Genomic DNA, 18,370 nt, shown 5'->3' with positions numbered 1-18,370 from the left:
TTATCCCCTGGTTTTCGCCGCGGCATGCCGCGCAAGAAGTTCGCTCGCCAGCGCGCGATAGGCACTCGCCCCGCGCGAGCCGGAATCATAGCTGGTCACCGGCATCGCATAGGACGGCGCCTCGGACACCCGCACGTTGCGCGGAATCATCGTGCGGAACACGAGCTCGCCCAGCGTGTTGCGCGCATCCGCCTCGACCAGCTGCGACAGGTTGTTGCGCACGTCATACATGGTCAGCACCACGCCCTCGATGCGCAGGTCGCGATTGGCGCTCTGCCGCACCTCGCGGATCGTCAGCATCAGCTGCGACAGGCCTTCGAGCGCGAAAAATTCCGCCTGCAGCGGCACCAGAACGGAATGCGCCGCGACCATCGCGTTCACCGTCAGCTGATTGAGCGACGGCGGGCAGTCGATCAGCACGTAATCAAGCGCAAAGACGTCGATATCGGGCTGGCGCAGCGCGTCATGCAGCAGGAAGCTGCGCTTTTCGTTCGACACGAGCTCCATGTCGGCCGAGGACAGATCGGTGGTCGCCGGGCAGATCCAGAGACCGGCAATACGGGTTTCCTGCACCACCGCGGAAAGCGGCGCATCTTCGAGGATCAGCTCGTAGGTGCTCGATTTCCGGTCCTCGGTCTCGAGGCCGAGCCCGGTCGAGGCGTTGCCCTGCGGGTCGAGATCGACCAGCAGCACGCGCTGCCCGGCCTCGACCAGCGCCGCGGCAAGATTGATGGCGGTGGTGGTCTTGCCCACCCCGCCCTTCTGGTTGGCGACGGCGATGATTCTGGGCCCGGGCGGCCGCGTCGGATCAGACACGTTTCACTCCATCGATCTGCAGGATGACGGCTTCGGACTCGGTTTCGCTGGGATGCGGATCGAGCTGAAAGGACCACCTTTCGCGCGCCGGCGCAAGCTCTTCACGCCAGCGGGCCCCTTTCGGGAACAGGCAGATACCGCCGGGGGCAAGATGCCGCTCGGCAAAGCCCAGAAGATCGGTGAGCGGAGCCAGCGCCCGGGCGCTGAGAATATCGGCCTGAAGAGGCGCAAGCGCCTCGATCCGCTCGCTTTTCACCGCAACGGAAAGGCCGAGTTCGCGCGCCGCGGTGATCAAGAAGGCCGATTTGCGCCGGTCGCTCTCGACCAGTGTCACCGCCAGATCGGGGCGCTTTTCCGCCGCCAGAACCGCGATCACCAGCCCGGGAAAGCCGCCGCCACTACCCAGATCGGCCCAGGTCCGCGCCGTATCCGGGCCAAGCGCAAAGATCTGTGCCGAATCGAGGAAGTGCCGCGTCCAGACCTGGGAAAGCGTCTGCGGCGAGACCAGGTTGATTGCCGCATTCCACTTGCGCAGCAGCGCCTCGTAGGCGGTCAGCCGGTCGAGTGTTTCACGTGAAACATCGACGGCGGCGGAAAAGGCTTCGACGCTCATGCCGTGGCCGCCCGGCTGGCCTGACGCAGGCTGGCAAGGATGAGCGCCAGTGCGGCCGGCGTCACACCGTCCACCCGGCTGGCCTGGGCAAGCGTCTGCGGCCGCGCCCGGCCAAGTTTCAGCTTCAGCTCGTTCGACAGGCCGGAGAGCGCCGCATAGTCGAAATCGGCCGGAATTTCCCAGTTCTCGTCGCGTTTCATTGCGGCCACGTCACGCTCCTGTCGCTCGATATAGCTGGCATAGAGCGCGTCCTTGGCAAGCTGATCGGCGATCTCGGCGGGCAGTTCGGCAATCTGCGGGAACACACCCGACAGCTCGGTCAGGCCGATGTCCGGGAAGGACAGAAGCTCGAAAGCCGAGCGCTTGCTGCCGTCCTGGTTCACCTTCAGCCCGGCGGAAACCGCCTGCTTCGGCGTCAGCACCAGCGAATCGAGCAGTGCCCGGCCGGTCTCCAGCGCCTCCATCTTCTGCGCAAAGGCCGCCTGCCGTTCCGCCCCCACACAGCCAAGCGCGATGCCCATCGGCGTCAGCCGCTGGTCGGCATTATCGGCGCGCAGCGACAGGCGGAACTCGGCGCGCGAGGTGAACATGCGATAGGGCTCGGCCACACCGCGCGTCACCAGATCGTCGATCATCACGCCGATATAGCTGTTCGTGCGGCTGAAGACGGCGGCCCCCTGCCCCTGCGCGGCACGCGCCGCGTTCAGCCCGGCCACCAGCCCCTGCGCCGCCGCCTCTTCATAGCCAGTGGTGCCGTTGATCTGCCCGGCAAGATAAAGCCCCGGCTGTTCGCGCAGCTCGAGCGTCGGGGTCAGCGCGCGCGGATCGACGAAATCGTATTCGATCGCATAGCCCGGCTGCAGGATGCGCACTTCCTCCAGCCCGCGGATCGAGCGGACATAGACCTCCTGCACATCGACCGGCAGCGAGGTGGAAATGCCGTTCGGATAGATCGTGTCGTCATCCAGCCCCTCAGGCTCCAGGAACACCTGATGCGAGGTCTTGTCGGCAAAGCGCACGACCTTGTCCTCGATCGAGGGGCAATAGCGCGGCCCGACCCCCTCGATATGACCGCCATACATCGCTGAGCGGCCAAGGTTCTCGCGGATCACCTCATGCGTGCGCTCGTTCGTATGGGTGATGCCGCAGGAGATCTGCCGCACGAAGGGCGCCTTGTGCAGGAAGCTGAACATCGCCGGATCGTCGTCACCCGGCTGGCTGTCAAGGACGGACCAGTCGATGCTGCGCCCGTCGAGCCGCGGCGGCGTGCCGGTCTTCAGCCGGCCAAGCGGCAAGGACAGATCGCGCAGCCGGTCGGCCAGCGCGATCGACGGCTTGTCGCCGATGCGGCCGCCGGGCTGGCGCTGATCGCCGATGTGGATGACGCCGTGCAGGAAGGTGCCGATGGTCAGCACCACGGCAGCCGCGCCAATCTCGCTGCCATCGGCCAGCCGCACCCCGGCGACGCGGCCTTCGGTCACGATCAGATCGGCGGCCTCGCCCTCGATCACCTCGAGGTTCTCCTGCGCCGCGGTCAGCCGCGCCATCGCCAGACGATAGAGCTTGCGGTCAGCCTGCGCTCGCGGGCCCTGCACGGCCGGCCCCTTGCGCCGGTTCAGCAGGCGGAACTGGATGCCAGCGAAATCGGCCGCACGGCCCATCACACCGTCGAGCGCGTCGATCTCGCGCACCAGATGGCCCTTGCCAAGCCCGCCGATCGCCGGGTTGCACGACATCACGCCGATCGCCTCGCGCCGCAGCGTGACCAGCGCCGTGCGCGCCCCTGCCCGGGCCGCCGCATGGGCTGCCTCGGTGCCGGCATGACCGCCGCCGACGACGATGACGTCAAGATGTTTCACGTGAAACACTCCTCACTTGCCGATGCAGAAGCTCGCGAAAATCTCGTCGAGAAGATGCTCCACATCCACCCGCCCGACCATGGATTCAAGCGCCCGTGCTGCCTGGCGCAGCCCTTCGGAAGCAAGCTCGACCCGGTCGGAGCCGCGCAATACCTCATTTCTCGCCGATTCCAAAGCCTGAAATGCGCGCTCCATCACCACCCGATGCCGCTCGCGCGTCATCACCCCGGCTCCCGCGGCCCGATCCTGCAGCCGTGCGGTGACCTCCGCGATCAGCCGGTCGAGCCCGGCGCCGGTCTTGCCGGAAACCGCAAACCCCGCGCCCGGCTGAAGATCGGCCTTGCCCTGCACCACAAGGTCGCCCGGCACCGGGGCCAGCAGCGGCACTTCCGCGCCATCCAGCAGGAAGATCCGCAGATCCGCCTGCGCCGCACGCGCGAGCGCACGCTCGACGCCAATCGCCTCGACCACGTCGCCGGTCTCGCGCAGCCCGGCCGTGTCCAGCAAGGTGACGGCCAGCCCGCCAAGGTCCATCCGCACCTCGATCACGTCGCGCGTCGTGCCGGCGATTTCCGAGGTGATCGCCGCCTCGCGCCCGGCCAGCGCATTCAGCAGCGTCGACTTGCCGGCATTCGGCCGGCCGACGATCGCCACCTCGAACCCCTCGCGCACGCGCTCGGCCGCCCCCACCCGCGCGATCTGGTCACGCAGCGCGGCAATGACGCCATCGAGCAGCGCCGTCACCTCGGGGCGCACATCGACGGGCACCTCCTCGTCGGCAAAGTCGATCGTCGCCTCGAGCAGCGCCGCCGCCCGGATCAGCCGTGCGCGCCAGTCCTCGACCACCAGCCCGACAGCGCCGGACAGAACCGCCAGCGCCTGCTTGCGCTGCGCTTCGGTCTCCGCCTCGATCAGGTCCGACAGGCCCTCGACCTGGGCAAGGTCGAGCCGGCCATTCTCCAGCGCACGGCGGGTGAATTCGCCGGGCTCGGCGAGCCGCAGCCCCTCAATGCCGGAAAGCGCCCGCAGAATCGCGGCAACCGTCGCCACCGCGCCATGCACATGCAGCTCGGCCACCTCTTCGCCGGTGAAACTCGCCCCCGCGGCAAAGCACAGCACCACCGCCTCGTCGAGTTCCTCGCCCTCCAGCCGCAGCCGGCGCAGCCCGGCCTGGCGCGGCGCGGGCAAGGACCCGGCCAGCACCTCGGCCGCCGCCCATGCCCGCGGGCCGGAAATGCGGACGACCGCGACGCCCGCCTTTCCGCGGGCTGTCGCCAGGGCGAAGATGGTGTCCATCGGCCGAACGACCTCAGCCGTTCATCGAATCGAAGAACTCGGCGTTCGACTTCGTCTGTTTCAGCTTGGAAATCAGGAACTCGATCGCATCGGTGGTGCCCATCGGGTTCAGGATGCGGCGCAGCAGATAGGTCTTCTGCAGGTCCTTCTGGTCGACCAGCAGGTCTTCCTTGCGGGTGCCCGACTTCAGGATATCCATCGCCGGGAAGACGCGCTTGTCCGCCACCTTGCGGTCGAGCACGATTTCCGAGTTGCCGGTGCCCTTGAACTCTTCGAAGATCACCTCGTCCATGCGCGAGCCGGTGTCGATCAGCGCCGTCGCGATGATCGTCAGCGAGCCGCCCTCCTCGATGTTGCGCGCGGCACCGAAGAAGCGCTTCGGCCGCTGCAGCGCGTTCGCATCGACACCGCCGGTCAGCACCTTGCCCGAGCTCGGCACCACGGTGTTGTAGGCGCGGCCAAGGCGGGTGATCGAGTCGAGCAGGATCACCACGTCACGCTTGTGCTCGACCAGGCGCTTCGCCTTTTCGATCACCATTTCGGCGACCGCAACGTGCCGCGTCGCCGGCTCGTCGAAGGTCGAGGAGATCACCTCGCCCTTCACCGAGCGCTGCATGTCGGTCACTTCTTCCGGCCGCTCGTCGATCAGCAGCACGATCAGGTAGCATTCCGGATGATTGGTGGCGATCGAATGCGCGATGTTCTGCAGCAGAACCGTCTTACCAGTGCGCGGCGGCGCGACGATCAGGCCGCGCTGCCCCTTCCCGATCGGCGCCACGAGGTCGATGATCCGCGCCGAGCGATCCTTGATCGTCGGATCCTCGATTTCCATCTTCAGCCGCTCGTCGGGGTAGAGCGGCGTGAGGTTGTCGAAGGCGACCTTGTGGCGGGCCTTGTCCGGGTCCTCGAAGTTGATCCGCTCGACCGAGGTCAGCGCGAAATAGCGCTCGTTTTCGCCGGGTGCGCGGATGATCCCCTCGACCGTGTCGCCGGTGCGCAGGCTGTATTGCCGGATCATGTCGGGCGAGACGTAGATGTCGTCCGGGCCGGGCAGATAGTTCGCCTCGGGCGAGCGCAGGAAGCCGAAACCGTCCTGCAGCACCTCGAGCACACCGTCACCGCCGATCTCGACGCCTTCCTCGGCATGCTCTTTCAGGATCGAGAACATCATCTCGCCCTTGCGCATGGTCGAGGCGTTCTCGATTTCCCAGTCCTCGGCCATCGCCAGCAGGTCCTTCGGGCTTTTCGCCTTCAGATCCGCAAGATTGAGCCGTTCGGTTTCGGTGTTCATCGACATTTCATCCGCAAAGGGCGCCGGCCGGCGTCCCGGCAGCGCGTGTCCATCATCGTCTTCAGAAGAACCTGTCGGCCGGACGGCCGGGGCTGATCCCGCAGATAAGCCCTGAAACGCTGCGAGTCAACGAATGCTCAGAATTTCACGATCACCGCGATCACGATGACGATCATCAGAAGCGTCGGGACCTCGTTCATCATCCGCCACTGCCGGCCGGTCATCCGGTTTTCGCCGGCGACGAAGCGCTTGCGCGCGACCTCGAGGAAGAAATGATAGCCGGTCATCGCGATCACCGCGGCGCCCTTGGCCCAGGGCCAGGCGGCGGACCAGTCGATCACCGCCGGGGTGAAGACGAGGAGCAGCCCGAACAGCCAGCTCGAGATCATCGCCGGCGCCATGATTGCCTTCATCAACAGACGTTCCTGATGGCGGAAGAGCAGCTCCATGTCCGATCCGCGGGTGACGCCCTGCTTTTGAAGGCCCTCGACGTGATAGACGTAGAGCCGTGGCAGGTAGAACAGCCCGGCCATCCAAGCGAGCACGGACATGACGTGCAGGCTTTTGACCCAGGGGTAGGCGGTCAGCAGAAAGTCGGTCATCGGTCCCTCCGTTCGCATCACTTCATAAAGAAAAAAAAGATTTAAAGAAAAGATGATGATGATGATTGCCCTGTGGATAGTGGGGATTACTCGGTTTCAGGGCAGTTTTCCCCAGGGTGGACAAGAGTCGCCGCATCGCCGTTTCGGATTCTGGATATGGGGAAATTTTCTTTCATATTCAATGAGATTCACGAAATCATCGGGCGGGGCGAATCTGTGGAAAACCCGGGGCGACTCGCTTCGAATCATGAGTCGCTCACATTTGCCCGCGGCGCGGAGTCACAGGTGCAGAGTCTGCTTTCGTTCCAGGCCGAAACACGCCAGAACGGTGGAGGAAATTCCACACCCCGGTGGCTCCACAGCTTTGCCCCGGCAGTTCTCCCGGATGTTGTCCACATGACCTTCGCCCTCACCCTCGCCTCTTCCTCTGAAATCCGCGCGCGCCTGTTGCGCGCCGCCGGCATCGAGGTCGAGGTCCTGCCCGGCCGCATCGACGAAGAGGCGATCCGCGCCGCGCTCGAGGCCGACGGCGCGACGCCGCGCGACATCGCCGATGCGCTGGCCGAGATGAAGGCGGCGAAAATCTCGGCGCGGCGGCCGGGGCACCTGGTCCTCGGTGCCGATCAGGTGCTGGAGCTGAAAGGCCGGATCTTCGCCAAGCCAGAGACGCCCGAAGAGGCGATTGCGCATCTGCGCGCGCTCTCGGGCCAGACGCACCGGCTGCTGTCGGCGCTGGTGGCGCTGCGCGACGGGGCCCCGCTCTGGCGCCATGTCGCCGAGGTCCGGCTGCGGATGCATCCGCTCTCCGACGCCTTCATCGAGGAGTATGTCGCGCGCAATTGGGACAGCATTCGCACTGCCGTCGGCTGCTACAAGCTCGAGGAAGAGGGCGTGCGGCTTTTCTCTGCCGTCGAAGGCGACTACTTTGCCGTTCTGGGGCTCCCGCTGATCGAGTTCCTGAACTGGCTGCATGTGCGCGGAGATCTGACGACATGAACGACCATCCCCGGATTCCGCTGGCCGGTGTCATCGGCTCGCCGATCGCGCATTCGCGTTCGCCGGCGCTGCATGGCTATTGGCTGAAGCAATATGGCATCCGCGGCCATTACATCCCGATGGATGTGGCAGCCGAAGACCTGGAGACGGTGCTGCGCGCATTGCCGAAGGCGGGTTTCGTCGGCTGCAACGTCACCATCCCGCACAAGGAAACGGTGCTGGCGCTGGCCGATGTGGTGTCGGACCGCGCCGCGCTGATCGGGGCAGCGAACACGCTGATCTTCCGCCCCGACGGCCGCATCCATGCCGACAACACCGACGGCTACGGCTTCATCGCCAACCTGCGCGAGGGCGCGCCGGGCTGGGCGCCGGCCGAGGGGCCGGCGGCGGTGATCGGCGCCGGTGGGGCGGCGCGTGCCATCGTCGCCTCGCTGCTCGAGGTCGGCGTGCCCGAGATCCGGATCTCGAACCGCACCCGGGCGCGGGCCGATGTGCTGCGCACCGAATTCGGCGCCCGTGTCGTCGTCTATGACTGGGTTCAGGCCGGCAACATGATGGAGGACGCCCGCACCGTGGTGAACACCTCCTCGCTTGGCATGGAGGGCAAGGCCGAGTTCCGCGTGCCGCTGGATGCGCTCGATGCCCGCGCCGTGGTGACGGATTGCGTCTATACTCCGCTGCGCACGAAACTTCTGGAAGAGGCGGCGGCCATGGGCTGCACCACGGTCGACGGGCTGGGCATGCTGCTGCATCAGGCTGTTCCCGGTTTCGAGCGCTGGTTCGGCCATCGCCCCGAGGTGACGGCCGAGCTGCGCGAAGCGGTGCTTTCGGCATGAACAGACCCTTTCTTCTTGGCCTGACCGGCTCGATCGGCATGGGCAAGTCGACCACGGCGAAGATGTTCGCCGAGGAAGGCGTGCCGGTCTGGGATGCCGACGCGACGGTGCATGCGCTTTACGCCCGGGGCGGTGCCGCCGTGCCGGCGATCGCCGAGGCCTTTCCGGGCGTTGTCGTCGACGGTGCCGTTGACCGCGCGCGCCTGCGCGAGGTGCTGCATGGCGACAAACAGGCTCTGTCCCGGCTGGAATCGATCGTTCATCCGCTGACCACCGCGTCGCGGATGGAGTTCATCACGGCCCATTCCGAGGCCGATCTGATCTTGCTGGACATCCCGCTGCTGTTCGAAACCGGCGCCGATACGATCTGCGATGCGGTGCTTGTGGTCTCGGTCCCGGCCGAGCATCAGCGTGCCCGGGTCCTGGCCCGCGGCACGATGACCGAGGCACAGCTCGATCTGATCCTCGCGCGCCAGCTTCCCGATGCGCACAAGCGCGCCCGCGCCCATCATGTGATCGAGACCCACACGATCGAGGGCACCCGTGCCGCCGTGCGCCAGTTGATTGCCGAGATCCGGGCCCGCCATGCGTGAAATCGTCCTCGATACCGAAACCACCGGCTTTGAGCCGACCGAAGGCCACCGCATCGTCGAGATCGGCGCGATCGAGCTGTTCAACCACGTGCCGACCGGCCGCACCTATCACCAGTATATCAATCCCGAGCGCGACATGCCGACCGAGGCCTTCGAGGTGCATGGGCTGGGGAATGACTTCCTGCGCGACAAGCCGGTCTTTACCGCCATCGCTCAGGATTTTCTCGATTTCATCGGCGAGGAAGCAAAGCTCGTCATCCACAACGCCGCCTTCGACATGAAATTCCTGAACGCGGAACTGGGCTGGGCGAAGAAGCCGCTGATCGCGAATGACCGCGCGCTCGACACGCTGATGATGGCGCGCCGCCGCTTTCCGGGCTCGCCCGCCTCGCTCGATGCGCTGTGCCGGCGGTTCAACATCGACAACTCCTCGCGCACCCTGCACGGGGCGCTGCTCGACTCGGAAATCCTCGCCGACGTCTATCTCGAGCTGATCGGAGGCCGGCAGCCGGTCTTCGGCCTGACGGTGGACACCTCGCGCGCGAAAAATGCGAGCGCCGAGGATGACTGGCGGCCGCGCCCGCGCCCGGTCCCCCTGCCCTCGTGCATCACCCCGGAAGAGGCCGAGGCGCATGCCGCCTTCGTCACCAAGCTGGGCGAGAAGGCGATCTGGAACCGCTGATCCGGACCATCCGATAAAAGTTTCATAAATTCATCACTTCCGGCAACTTTGCTGTTTCCCCCGGAGGTCCGAGCCCTTACATGCTGGCTCGTTCTCATGTGTCGGGAGGAAACATGCTGGACCTTGCCGTGATGCGCGCCACCCTGGCCGAGGCCTATGACCTTGCGCCGTCGCTGACACTGGCCGAGGAGATGCGCGACATCCACGCCCGGATGGACCGCGTCGTCCCCCTGCCCGACTTCGCCCGCCACGCGCCCTATATCCGCGCCATCAACCGGCTGAAGCGCGAGAGGAACGCCGTCATCCTCGCGCATAACTACATGACGCCGGAGATCTATCACGGCGTTGCCGATGTCGTGGGCGACAGCCTGCAGCTGGCGATCGAGGCGACGAAGGTCGAGGCGCAGGTGATCGTGCAATGCGGTGTGCATTTCATGGCCGAGACCTCGAAGATCCTGAACCCGGCGAAGACGGTGCTGATTCCCGATGTCGAGGCCGGCTGCTCGCTGGCCGAATCGATCACGCCGGAGGGAATCGCCCAGATGCGGGCCCAATATCCCGGTGCTCCGGTCGTGAGTTATGTCAACACGACAGCCGCTGTGAAGGCCGCCTCCGACATTTGCTGCACCTCTGCCAACGCAGCGCAAATTGTCGCGGCAATGCCGGAAGACACGGTAATTATGACGCCAGATCAATACCTTGCACAGAACGTGGCGAAACAGGTTCCGTCAAAGCGTGTGGTCTGGTGGGCGGGTTCGTGCATCGTGCACGAACAATACACGGCGCAGGACCTGCGCGAGTTCCGCGCGCTGCATCCCGAGACGCGAATCATCGCCCATCCGGAATGCCCGCCCGACGTGGTGGCCGAATCGGATTTCTCCGGCTCGACCTCGGGAATCATCGACTACGTCACCCGCGAGCATCCGAGCCACGCGATGCTGGTCACCGAATGCTCGATGGCGTCGAACATTGCCGACGCGCTGCCGGATGTGGATTTCGTCGGGCCCTGCAACATGTGCCCCTACATGAAAAAGATCACACTCGAGAAAATCCTGTGGTCGCTGCATACCGGGACCGAGGAGGTCACGGTCGATCCCGCCATCGCCGCGAAGGCGCGGGTCGCGGTCGAGCGGATGATCGAGCTGTCGCGGAAGATCGCGAAGTGATCGAAACCTCCCGCATCGTGATCGTCGGGGCCGGGCTCGGCGCGCTTTATGCCGCGCTGAAGCTTTCCCCGCATCCGGTTCTGGTGATCTCGCCCGAGGTTCTGGGCGAAGGCGCCTCCTCCGCCTGGGCGCAGGGCGGTGTTGCCGCGGCGATGGCGTCGAGTGACAGCCCCGCGGCCCATGCCCGCGATACCGAGACCGCAGGTGCAGGCATCGTCGACCCGGCCATCGCCCGGCTGGTGACCGGCGAGGCGCCGCGCCGCATTCTCGACCTCACCGCGCTTGGCACGCCCTTCGACCGCAGCCCCGAAGGCGGCTATGTGATGTCGCGCGAGGCCGCGCATTCCACCGCCCGCGTGGTGCGGGTGAAGGGAGATCAGGCCGGGCACGAGATCATGCAGACGCTGATTGCCGCCGTGCGTGCCACCCCCTCGATCCAGGTGGTCGAAGGGATTCTGGCAACCTCGCTCGAGGTCACGCAAGGCGTGGTCACCGGGGTCTGGGTGAAGAAGGCGCACACGCCTTCGGGCAAGCTCCTGATCCGGACGCCGGCGGTGCTGCTGGCGGGGGGCGGTTCGGGCGGGCTTTTTGCCGTCACCACCAACCCGCCGCGGATCCGGGGGCAGGTGATCGGCATGGCGGCGCGCGCCGGCGCCCGCATCGCCGATCCGGAATTCGTGCAGTTTCACCCGACCGCGATTGCGAGTGGCGAGGACCCTGCCCCGCTTGCGACCGAGGCATTGCGCGGAGAAGGCGCGGTTTTGGTGAATTCGCGGGGCGAGCGCTTCATGTTGCCCGTTCACAAGGATGCCGAACTTGCGCCGCGCGACATCGTCGCCCGCGCCGTCTATCTCGAGCGTCAGGCCGGCCGTGCCCCGGCGCTTGATACCCGCGCCTGTCTGGGGGCCGAGATTCTGACCCGATTCCCGGCCGTGGCACAGGCCTGCAAACGGGCCGGCATAGACCCGGTGTCGCAGCCGATCCCGGTTGCCGCCGCCGCGCATTACCATATGGGCGGCATCGACGTGACCGAGGATGGCCGCGCCTCGCTTGACCATCTGTGGGTTTGCGGCGAGGCCTCGTCGACCGGGCTGCACGGGGCGAACCGGCTTGCCTCGAACGGGCTGCTCGAGGCGCTGGTCTTTGCCCGGATCTGTGCCGAGGGGATTTCCGAAGCCGTGCCGATGGCGCCTGCGCCCGAGGTGCCTCTTGAAATCCCCGAGGGGGATGAGGTCACCGACGAGGCCGCGGTCACCCGGCTGCGCGCGGCGATGACCAATGGCGTCGGCGTGGTGCGCACCGCTGCCGGGTTGAAAGCCGCGCTGCGCACCATCGCCGGGATCGAGGCCGCGGCCACCGGCGACTCGCTGCGCAACATGACCGCCACGGCAACGCTGATCGCCGCGGCGGCGCTGGCGCGCGAGGAAAGCCGCGGCGGCCATTTCCGCGCCGATTTTCCGCAGGCGGACCCGGCCCGGGCCTGCCGCACCCGCATCACGCTTGACGAGGCGCGCGCGATCCGCGCCCGCGCGACGGAGGAACCATGACCGCTCCCCTGCCCGATTTCCTGCTTGAACCGCTGGTGCGCGCGGCGCTGACCGAAGACCTGTCGCCGATGGGCGATGTCACCACCCGCGCCGTGGTGCCGGCGGGCGTCCGCTATGCCGCGCGGCTGAATGCGCGCGAGGCGGGCGTGGTCTCGGGGATGCAGATCGCCGCCCTCGCCTTCCGTCTGGTCGACCCGACGCTGACCGTGGAAACACAGGTCACCGACGGCAGCCCGATCGCGCCCGGCGACACGCTGATGCAGATCGAGGGCGAGGCCGCCTCGATCCTGATGGGCGAGCGGGTCGCGCTGAATTTCGCCGGCCGGCTGAGCGGCATCGCCACCCTGACATCGGCCTTTGTCGCCGAGACCCGCGGCACGAAAACCCGCATCACCTGCACCCGCAAGACCACCCCGGGCCTGCGGGTGGTGGAGAAGATGGCGGTCGCGCATGGCGGCGGCTCGAACCATCGCTTCGGTCTGTCGGACGCGATTCTCATCAAGGACAATCACGTTGCCGCGGCGGGTGGCATCCGTGCCGTGCTCGAGGCGGCGAAGGCCGCGCGCAGCCACATGATGCGCGTCGAGCTGGAGGTCGACCGCCTCGATCAGCTGGAAGAAGCGCTGGCCGTGGGCGGTGCCGATGTGATCCTTCTCGACAACATGGACACCCCGACCCTGCGCCGCGCCGTGGCCATTGCCGCCGGCCGTGTGGTTCTGGAAGCCTCTGGAAACATGCAGCTTTCCCGCATCGCCGAGGTTGCGGCGACGGGTGTCGACTATATCTCGTCGGGCGCGCTCACCCATTCGGCGCGCACGCTCGACCTTGGTCTCGATTTCTGAGGCTCAGGCGAAATAGTCGCGGAATTCGGCAAAGACCGCCTCGTAGACCGCGCGCTTGAAGGGCACGATGCCCTCAAGCACCTCGGTATGGGGCTTCCAGGCCCAGACCGAGAATTCGGGATGCTCGGTCGCGATGTTCACGTCGCTGTCGTGGCCGAGGAAGCGCAGCAGGAACCATTTCTGCTTCTGCCCGCGGTAGCGGCCCTTCCAGATGTTGCCGACAAGATCCGAGGGCAGGTCATAGGTGATCCAGTCGCGCGTCTTGGCGATCTTCTCGACCAGATCCGGGCGCACGCCGGTTTCCTCCCACAGCTCGCGCAGCGCCGCTTCCTTCGGCTTCTCGCCCTCGTCGATGCCGCCTTGCGGCATCTGCCAGGCGGGAACCGGGCTGTCGATGCGCTGGCCGGTGAAGACCAGGCCCTGCGGGTTCATCAGCACCACGCCGACATTGCGGCGATACGGGAGGGCGGCGATTTCTTCGGGGGTCATGGTCTTCTTCCTGGCGAAAAAGGGGGGCCGATCGGCCCCCCGGGATCTCAGTTCGCGGGCTTCGGCGCGGGTTTCACCGGCGCCTTCTCCGGCGCCTTTTCCGGCGCGGCCCCGGCCGGAGCCGCGGGTGCCGCCGCGGGCGTCGAAGGATCGGCGTCGGTGTCCTGCGCCATCACCTTCATGCCCTTGATGATGTCGATGGCATAGGCGAGCTGGAAGTCCTGCAGGCGCAGCTTTGCGGCCTCCTCGGCCTTGGCGCGTTCTTCCTCGGCCTGCTTCTTCTCGTCCTCGGTCATCGAGTCGTTCGACAGGATCCCCTGCAGATCCGCCTCCGACCGGGTCTTCGCCGCCGGTTTGTCCTCGCTTGCCTGATCGTCGGCCGGAACGGCGTCGGGCTGCGGCACGACGATGTCGGGCTGAATGCCGAGCGCCTGGATCGAGCGGCCCGAGGGTGTGTAATAGCGCGCCGTGGTCAGCCGCATCGCGCCCTCGCCGCGGATCGGCATCACCGTCTGCACCGAGCCCTTGCCGAAGCTCTTGGTGCCGACGACGATCGCGCGGTGATGGTCCTGCAATGCGCCGGTGACGATCTCCGAGGCCGAGGCCGAGCCGCCGTTGATCAGCACCACGACCGGCTTGCCCTGCGCAAGATCGCCGGGCGTCGCGTTCCAGCGTTCGCTGTCCTCGGGCTTGCGGCCGCGGGTCGAGACGATCTCGCCCTTGTCGAGGAAGGCGTCGGAAACCGAGATCGCCTGGGTCAGCAATCCGCCCGGGTTGTTGCGCAGGTCGATCACGATACCGTCGACCTTGTCCATGCCGCCGGCATCCTCGACCGCCTTTTTCAGACTTTCCTGAAGGTTCGGGAAAGTCTGATCGTTGAAGGTGGTGATCCGCAGCACGACGGTATTGCCCTCGAGCCGGCCCTTGACCGCGGTCAGCTTGATCGTGTCGCGGGTCATCGTCACATCGAACGGATCGGCCTGGCCCTGGCGCGCGACGGTGATGGTGATCTCGCTGCCGACCGGGCCGCGCATCTTGTCCACCGCCTGATCGAGGGTCAGGCCCATCAGGCTCTCGCCGTTCACATGGGTGATGTAATCGCCCGACTGGATGCCGGCCTCGGCGGCCGGCGTGCCGTCCATCGGCGAGACGACCTTCACGAAGCCGTCCTCCTGCGTCACCTCGATGCCGAGGCCGCCGAAGGAGCCGCGGGTCTGCACCTTCATGTCGGCGTAATCATCGGGCGGCAGATAGCTCGAATGCGGGTCGAGCGAGCTGAGCATGCCGTTGATCGCCGCTTCGATCAGCTTCTTGTCGTCGACGGGTTCGACGTAATCCGACCGGATCCGCTCGAAGATGTCGCCGAACAGGTCAAGCTGTTCATAGACCGAGGCGGGCTTGCCGGCCTCCTGTGCCAGCAGCGGGGCAACCTGCGTCGAGATCAGCACCCCGGCAACCGTGCCGCCGAGTGCGGCCATGACGAACTTCTTCATACTCTACCCCTGGTCTTTCGTCTGGGTGAACCACGCGGCGGGGTCCACGGGCGTCTTGCCCTTCCTCAATTCCAAATACAGCGTTTCGGAGCGGCCCGCACTGCCGCCCTTCTGCGCGGCCTGCACGAAATCGGCACCGAATTCCTCTGCGCCCGGTTCCGTGCCGCCCATCAGCCCCACCGGCGCCCCGGCGGCCAGCACATCGCCGGTTTCACCATAGACGGTGCCCAGCCCGGCCAGAACCAGAAGATAGCCCTTGGCCGGTTCGAGAATCATCACATTTCCGTAGTCGAGCAGCGGTCCGCGATAGCGGATCGTCGCCGGCCAGGGCGCGGTGACCAGCGAGGCCGGCGCCGTCGCCACGACCAGACCGGGCCGGCGGATGCCGGCGGCATCCGCCTCGTTGAAGCGGCGCAGCACCGAGCCGATCACCGGCATCGGCAGGCTGCCCTTGGCCGAGGCGAAATCCTCCATCGGTGCACCGATGTCGCTGTCGAGATCGGCAACGCCGGTGGCAAACCCCTCGAGCGTGTCGGCGCTTTCGACCAGCTGGCGCAGCTCCTCCGGCTCCTCGAGATAGCGCTTCGGCAGCTTGGTGCGTTCCGACACCGCCTCGCTCAGCGCGGTGCGCGCGGCCTGGACCGAGGCGAGCCCGCCCTCGAGCACCTTCTCGGCATTGCCTTGCACCGCCCGCAGCGCCTTGATCTCCTCGAGGTCGCTGCGCATCTTCTCGGCCTCGGCCTGCAGCGCCGGGGTGACCGCGCCCAGCACCATGCCCGAGCGCGCCGAGCCGAGCGGTCCGGCCGGGTGCAGCAAAAGCAGCGGCCCTTCCGAGCGTTCCATCGTGCTCATCACGCCCAGAAGCCGGCCGATGTTCTCGCGCTTCGCATCGAACCCCTGCCTGATCTCGCGCTCGCGCACCGCGGCGCGGCGCAACCCGTCGCGCAGCGCGCCAAGTCCCTGCTCATAGGCGGTGATCGTCGCGGTCAGCGCGGCGACCCGGTCGGCCTTGGTCTGCGCCGCATCGAGCGCGCCGATCGAGGCGCGCAGATCGTCCGCCGCCTTCAGCGCAGAATCGGTCGCGGTGCTGGCCGAAGCCGCCCCGGCGCCCAGCAACAGCGCAACGATCGCAGCCCGCATCAACGGACGATCAGCGTCTTGCCGGTCATCTCGGGCGGCACCGGCAGCTGCATCAGCTCGAGCAGCGTCGGCGCGAGGTCGGCAAGCCGGCCACCGTCGCGCAGCTTCACCCCTTCGGGCCCGCCGATCAGCGCGACCGGCACCGGGTTCGTGGTATGCGCCGTGTGCGGCTTGCCGGTCACCGGGTCGATCATCGTCTCGCAATTGCCGTGGTCGGCGGTGACGATCATCGCCCCGCCCGCCTTCTTCAGCGCCGCGATCACCTTGCCCATGTCGCGGTCGATTTCCTCGCAGGCCTTGATCGCCGCGGGCAGGCTGCCGGTATGGCCGACCATGTCGGGGTTGGCATAGTTCACCACGATCAGGTCATAGCCCTTCTCGATCGCGCCGATGAAATGCTCGGTCACTTCGGGGGCGCTCATTTCCGGCTGCAGGTCATAGGTGGCGACCTTCGGCGACTTCGGCATGAAGCGGTCCTCGCCCTGCCAGGGCGATTCCTTGCCGCCGTTCAGGAAGAAGGTGACATGCGGATATTTCTCGGTCTCGGCGCAGTGGAACTGCGTCATCCCCTGCTTCGACACCCATTCGCCGAGCGTGTTGACCAGGTCGCGCTTCGGATAGGCGGTGGCCATGTAGGCGTTGTGGGACGCCGAATACTCGACCATGCCGAGCAGCGCCGACCACACCGGCCGGGCCGAGACGTCGATCTCGGCAAAGCCCGGCTCGGCCAGCGCGCGCAGGATCTCGCGGGCGCGGTCGGCACGGAAGTTCAGGCAGAAGAAGCCGTCGCCATCCCTGGTGCCGGCATACTCGCCGATCACCGTGGGCTTGATGAATTCGTCCATCTCCTTCTTGGCATAGCTTTGCGCCACCGCCTCGGCGGGCGTCGCGGCCTGCAGCCCCTCGGCCTTGACCATCGCGTCATAGGCAAGGCCCACCCGCTCCCAGCGGTTGTCGCGGTCCATCGCCCAGTAGCGGCCGATCACCGTGGCGACGGTGCAGCCTTCGGGCAGGCGCGCCACCAGCTCATCAATGAAGCGCGCGGCGCTGTCGGGGGCGACGTCGCGGCCGTCGGTGATCGCATGCACGACGACCGGCACCCCTGCCCCGGCAATCATCCGGCAGGCGGCAAGCAGGTGCTCGATATGGCCGTGCACGCCGCCGTCCGAGACGACGCCCATCAGATGGGCCCGGCCCCCGGCCGCCTTCACCTTGGCGATGAAGGCGAGGATCGCCTCGTTCCTGAAGAAGCTGCCATCCTCGATGGCGAGGTCGATCTGGCCGAGGTCCATCGCCACCACGCGGCCGGCACCGATGTTGGTGTGCCCGACCTCCGAGTTGCCCATCTGCCCGGTCGGCAGGCCGACATCGGGGCCGAAGGTGATCAGCGTCGACTTCGGGCAGGTCGCCCAGACCTTGTCGAGGTTCGGGGTGTTGGCGAGCGCAGGCGCGTTGCCCTCGGTCTCGGGGCGTTCGCCCCAGCCATCCAGAATGCACAGCACAACGGGTTTCGGACGGGTCATCGGAGCCTCCTGCGAAATCTGGTTCCTGTTTACGCGCCCGGCGGGAGCGCGGCAACAGCTACGGCGCCCGGCTCTCGTACACGTGCGCGCGCGTTTATTCCTATTCTCTGGGGAGCCGTTCGATGGTCCACGCCCCCTGCCGGGCCCGGGTCGGCGAATGATTTCGTTGAATCGGGTGATTTGCGAAACATTCTTGCTTGATGCCGAAAGTGCGCCCTGGGCCGCCGATTTCTAGAAAAGAAAAACATTCAATAACAATGACTTGAGTGATTTTTTGGCGGGAGATGTGTTTTTTGTGAAAAAGTCTCTTGCGGAGTTTGTCGGTGATCCGTAAACAGCGCCTCACCGAAGCGGAACACACCGCGCCGGTCGCCGGAAGGCGCCGCAAGGCACTGGAAAGCAAGACGAAATTTGGAGATGGGTTGGCTAGCGGCGCCACGAAGATGGGGCGCAACTGGTTGATTTTATTTCCGTGCTCTTTGAAATTGATAGATATCTGAAGAGATATGCGGGCGGTTTGGTCGAGATCGACGCGGACCGTAGCATATCGCTCACTAGGGGCAACCCGATGATGTGAGTAGTCAGC

Annotated in this window: 18 protein-coding genes; 7 read left to right on the top strand and 11 right to left on the bottom strand. The window is 66.3% G+C overall.

The window, feature by feature from the left end:
- From EOW66_RS07640 to EOW66_RS07615, 6 genes are all read right to left on the bottom strand, one after another.
- Positions 1-816, bottom strand: a complete 816-nt coding sequence (locus EOW66_RS07640; protein ID WP_128155835.1) for a ParA family protein — start codon at positions 814-816, stop codon at positions 1-3.
- Positions 809-1,429: a 16S rRNA (guanine(527)-N(7))-methyltransferase RsmG gene (rsmG, locus tag EOW66_RS07635; RefSeq protein ID WP_128155834.1), complete on the bottom strand. Its 621-nt coding sequence runs from the start codon at positions 1,427-1,429 to the stop codon at positions 809-811. The genes EOW66_RS07640 and rsmG overlap by 8 nt, the downstream gene beginning before the upstream one ends.
- Positions 1,426-3,288 carry a tRNA uridine-5-carboxymethylaminomethyl(34) synthesis enzyme MnmG gene (gene mnmG, locus EOW66_RS07630; protein ID WP_128155833.1) on the bottom strand — a complete coding sequence of 621 codons (1,863 nt, stop codon included), beginning with the start codon at positions 3,286-3,288 and terminating at the stop codon, positions 1,426-1,428. Before mnmG ends, rsmG begins: the two co-directional genes overlap by 4 nt.
- A gap of 12 nt (positions 3,289-3,300) precedes the next feature.
- A complete protein-coding gene (gene mnmE / locus EOW66_RS07625) occupies positions 3,301-4,584 on the bottom strand; it encodes a tRNA uridine-5-carboxymethylaminomethyl(34) synthesis GTPase MnmE (RefSeq protein ID WP_128155832.1) in 1,284 nt (427 codons plus the stop codon).
- Between the two features lie 13 nt (positions 4,585-4,597).
- Positions 4,598-5,881 (bottom strand): transcription termination factor Rho, encoded by a 1,284-nt coding sequence (rho, locus tag EOW66_RS07620; protein WP_206363676.1) that lies wholly within the window; start codon positions 5,879-5,881, stop codon positions 4,598-4,600.
- Between the two features lie 131 nt (positions 5,882-6,012).
- Positions 6,013-6,477, bottom strand: coding sequence for a CopD family protein (locus tag EOW66_RS07615; RefSeq protein WP_128155830.1), 465 nt, complete (start codon positions 6,475-6,477; stop codon positions 6,013-6,015).
- 396 nt (positions 6,478-6,873) lie between these two features.
- Between EOW66_RS07615 and EOW66_RS07610 the strand changes: the two genes are divergently transcribed.
- The 7 genes from EOW66_RS07610 to nadC all read left to right on the top strand — a co-directional run bounded on the left by EOW66_RS07610 (position 6,874) and on the right by nadC (position 13,139).
- A complete protein-coding gene (locus EOW66_RS07610) occupies positions 6,874-7,473 on the top strand; it encodes a Maf family protein (protein ID WP_128155829.1) in 600 nt (199 codons plus the stop codon).
- Positions 7,470-8,309 carry a shikimate dehydrogenase gene (locus tag EOW66_RS07605; protein ID WP_128155828.1) on the top strand — a complete coding sequence of 280 codons (840 nt, stop codon included), beginning with the start codon at positions 7,470-7,472 and terminating at the stop codon, positions 8,307-8,309. Before EOW66_RS07610 ends, EOW66_RS07605 begins: the two co-directional genes overlap by 4 nt.
- Positions 8,306-8,902: a dephospho-CoA kinase gene (gene coaE, locus EOW66_RS07600; RefSeq protein ID WP_128155827.1), complete on the top strand. Its 597-nt coding sequence runs from the start codon at positions 8,306-8,308 to the stop codon at positions 8,900-8,902. The genes EOW66_RS07605 and coaE overlap by 4 nt, the downstream gene beginning before the upstream one ends.
- Positions 8,895-9,584: a DNA polymerase III subunit epsilon gene (gene dnaQ, locus EOW66_RS07595; RefSeq protein ID WP_128155826.1), complete on the top strand. Its 690-nt coding sequence runs from the start codon at positions 8,895-8,897 to the stop codon at positions 9,582-9,584. The genes coaE and dnaQ overlap by 8 nt, the downstream gene beginning before the upstream one ends.
- A gap of 113 nt (positions 9,585-9,697) precedes the next feature.
- Entirely contained in the window at positions 9,698-10,750 is a 1,053-nt protein-coding gene (nadA, locus tag EOW66_RS07590; protein WP_128155825.1) for a quinolinate synthase NadA, read from the top strand.
- Complete coding sequence (locus EOW66_RS07585; protein ID WP_128155824.1) at positions 10,747-12,297, top strand: L-aspartate oxidase; 1,551 nt, start codon at positions 10,747-10,749, stop codon at positions 12,295-12,297. The genes nadA and EOW66_RS07585 overlap by 4 nt, the downstream gene beginning before the upstream one ends.
- The gene (gene nadC / locus EOW66_RS07580) at positions 12,294-13,139 is read left to right on the top strand and encodes a carboxylating nicotinate-nucleotide diphosphorylase (RefSeq protein WP_128155823.1); all 846 of its coding nucleotides are present in this window, start codon (positions 12,294-12,296) and stop codon (positions 13,137-13,139) included. The genes EOW66_RS07585 and nadC overlap by 4 nt, the downstream gene beginning before the upstream one ends.
- A gap of 3 nt (positions 13,140-13,142) precedes the next feature.
- On the opposite strand, the gene EOW66_RS07575 is transcribed toward nadC, so the two are convergent.
- From EOW66_RS07575 to EOW66_RS20490, 5 genes are all read right to left on the bottom strand, one after another.
- The gene (locus EOW66_RS07575; protein ID WP_113898318.1) at positions 13,143-13,628 is read right to left on the bottom strand and encodes an RNA pyrophosphohydrolase; all 486 of its coding nucleotides are present in this window, start codon (positions 13,626-13,628) and stop codon (positions 13,143-13,145) included.
- Positions 13,629-13,675: 47 nt separating this feature from the next.
- On the bottom strand, positions 13,676-15,121 hold the full coding sequence (locus EOW66_RS07570; protein WP_128155822.1) for a S41 family peptidase: 1,446 nt from the start codon (positions 15,119-15,121) through the stop codon (positions 13,676-13,678).
- A 3-nt stretch (positions 15,122-15,124) separates the two neighbouring features.
- The gene (locus EOW66_RS07565) at positions 15,125-16,264 is read right to left on the bottom strand and encodes a murein hydrolase activator EnvC family protein (protein WP_128155821.1); all 1,140 of its coding nucleotides are present in this window, start codon (positions 16,262-16,264) and stop codon (positions 15,125-15,127) included.
- Positions 16,261-17,784, bottom strand: a complete 1,524-nt coding sequence (gene gpmI, locus EOW66_RS07560) for a 2,3-bisphosphoglycerate-independent phosphoglycerate mutase (RefSeq protein WP_128155820.1) — start codon at positions 17,782-17,784, stop codon at positions 16,261-16,263. The genes EOW66_RS07565 and gpmI overlap by 4 nt, the downstream gene beginning before the upstream one ends.
- A 100-nt stretch (positions 17,785-17,884) precedes the next feature.
- Positions 17,885-18,370, bottom strand: a 486-nt coding sequence (locus EOW66_RS20490; protein ID WP_206363675.1) for a hypothetical protein, incomplete at its 5' end; no start/stop codon positions are given.

The sequence above is a fragment of the Paenirhodobacter huangdaonensis genome (assembly GCF_004022465.1).
Lineage (GTDB): Bacteria > Pseudomonadota > Alphaproteobacteria > Rhodobacterales > Rhodobacteraceae > Rhodobacter > Rhodobacter huangdaonensis.
This window is presented reverse-complemented; position numbering and strand designations above follow the sequence as displayed.

Coding starts and splice junctions, on each gene's coding strand:
- rsmG (WP_128155834.1), bottom strand. CDS start 1,429: ATGAGCGTCGAAGCCTTTTCCGCCGCCGTCGATGTTTCACGTGAAACA.
- mnmE (WP_128155832.1), bottom strand. CDS start 4,584: ATGGACACCATCTTCGCCCTGGCGACAGCCCGCGGAAAGGCGGGCGTC.
- rho (WP_206363676.1), bottom strand. CDS start 5,881: ATGTCGATGAACACCGAAACCGAACGGCTCAATCTTGCGGATCTGAAG.
- EOW66_RS07615 (WP_128155830.1), bottom strand. CDS start 6,477: ATGACCGACTTTCTGCTGACCGCCTACCCCTGGGTCAAAAGCCTGCAC.
- EOW66_RS07610 (WP_128155829.1), top strand. CDS start 6,874: ATGACCTTCGCCCTCACCCTCGCCTCTTCCTCTGAAATCCGCGCGCGC.
- EOW66_RS07605 (WP_128155828.1), top strand. CDS start 7,470: ATGAACGACCATCCCCGGATTCCGCTGGCCGGTGTCATCGGCTCGCCG.
- coaE (WP_128155827.1), top strand. CDS start 8,306: ATGAACAGACCCTTTCTTCTTGGCCTGACCGGCTCGATCGGCATGGGC.
- dnaQ (WP_128155826.1), top strand. CDS start 8,895: ATGCGTGAAATCGTCCTCGATACCGAAACCACCGGCTTTGAGCCGACC.
- nadA (WP_128155825.1), top strand. CDS start 9,698: ATGCTGGACCTTGCCGTGATGCGCGCCACCCTGGCCGAGGCCTATGAC.
- nadC (WP_128155823.1), top strand. CDS start 12,294: ATGACCGCTCCCCTGCCCGATTTCCTGCTTGAACCGCTGGTGCGCGCG.
- EOW66_RS07575 (WP_113898318.1), bottom strand. CDS start 13,628: ATGACCCCCGAAGAAATCGCCGCCCTCCCGTATCGCCGCAATGTCGGC.
- EOW66_RS07570 (WP_128155822.1), bottom strand. CDS start 15,121: ATGAAGAAGTTCGTCATGGCCGCACTCGGCGGCACGGTTGCCGGGGTG.
- gpmI (WP_128155820.1), bottom strand. CDS start 17,784: ATGACCCGTCCGAAACCCGTTGTGCTGTGCATTCTGGATGGCTGGGGC.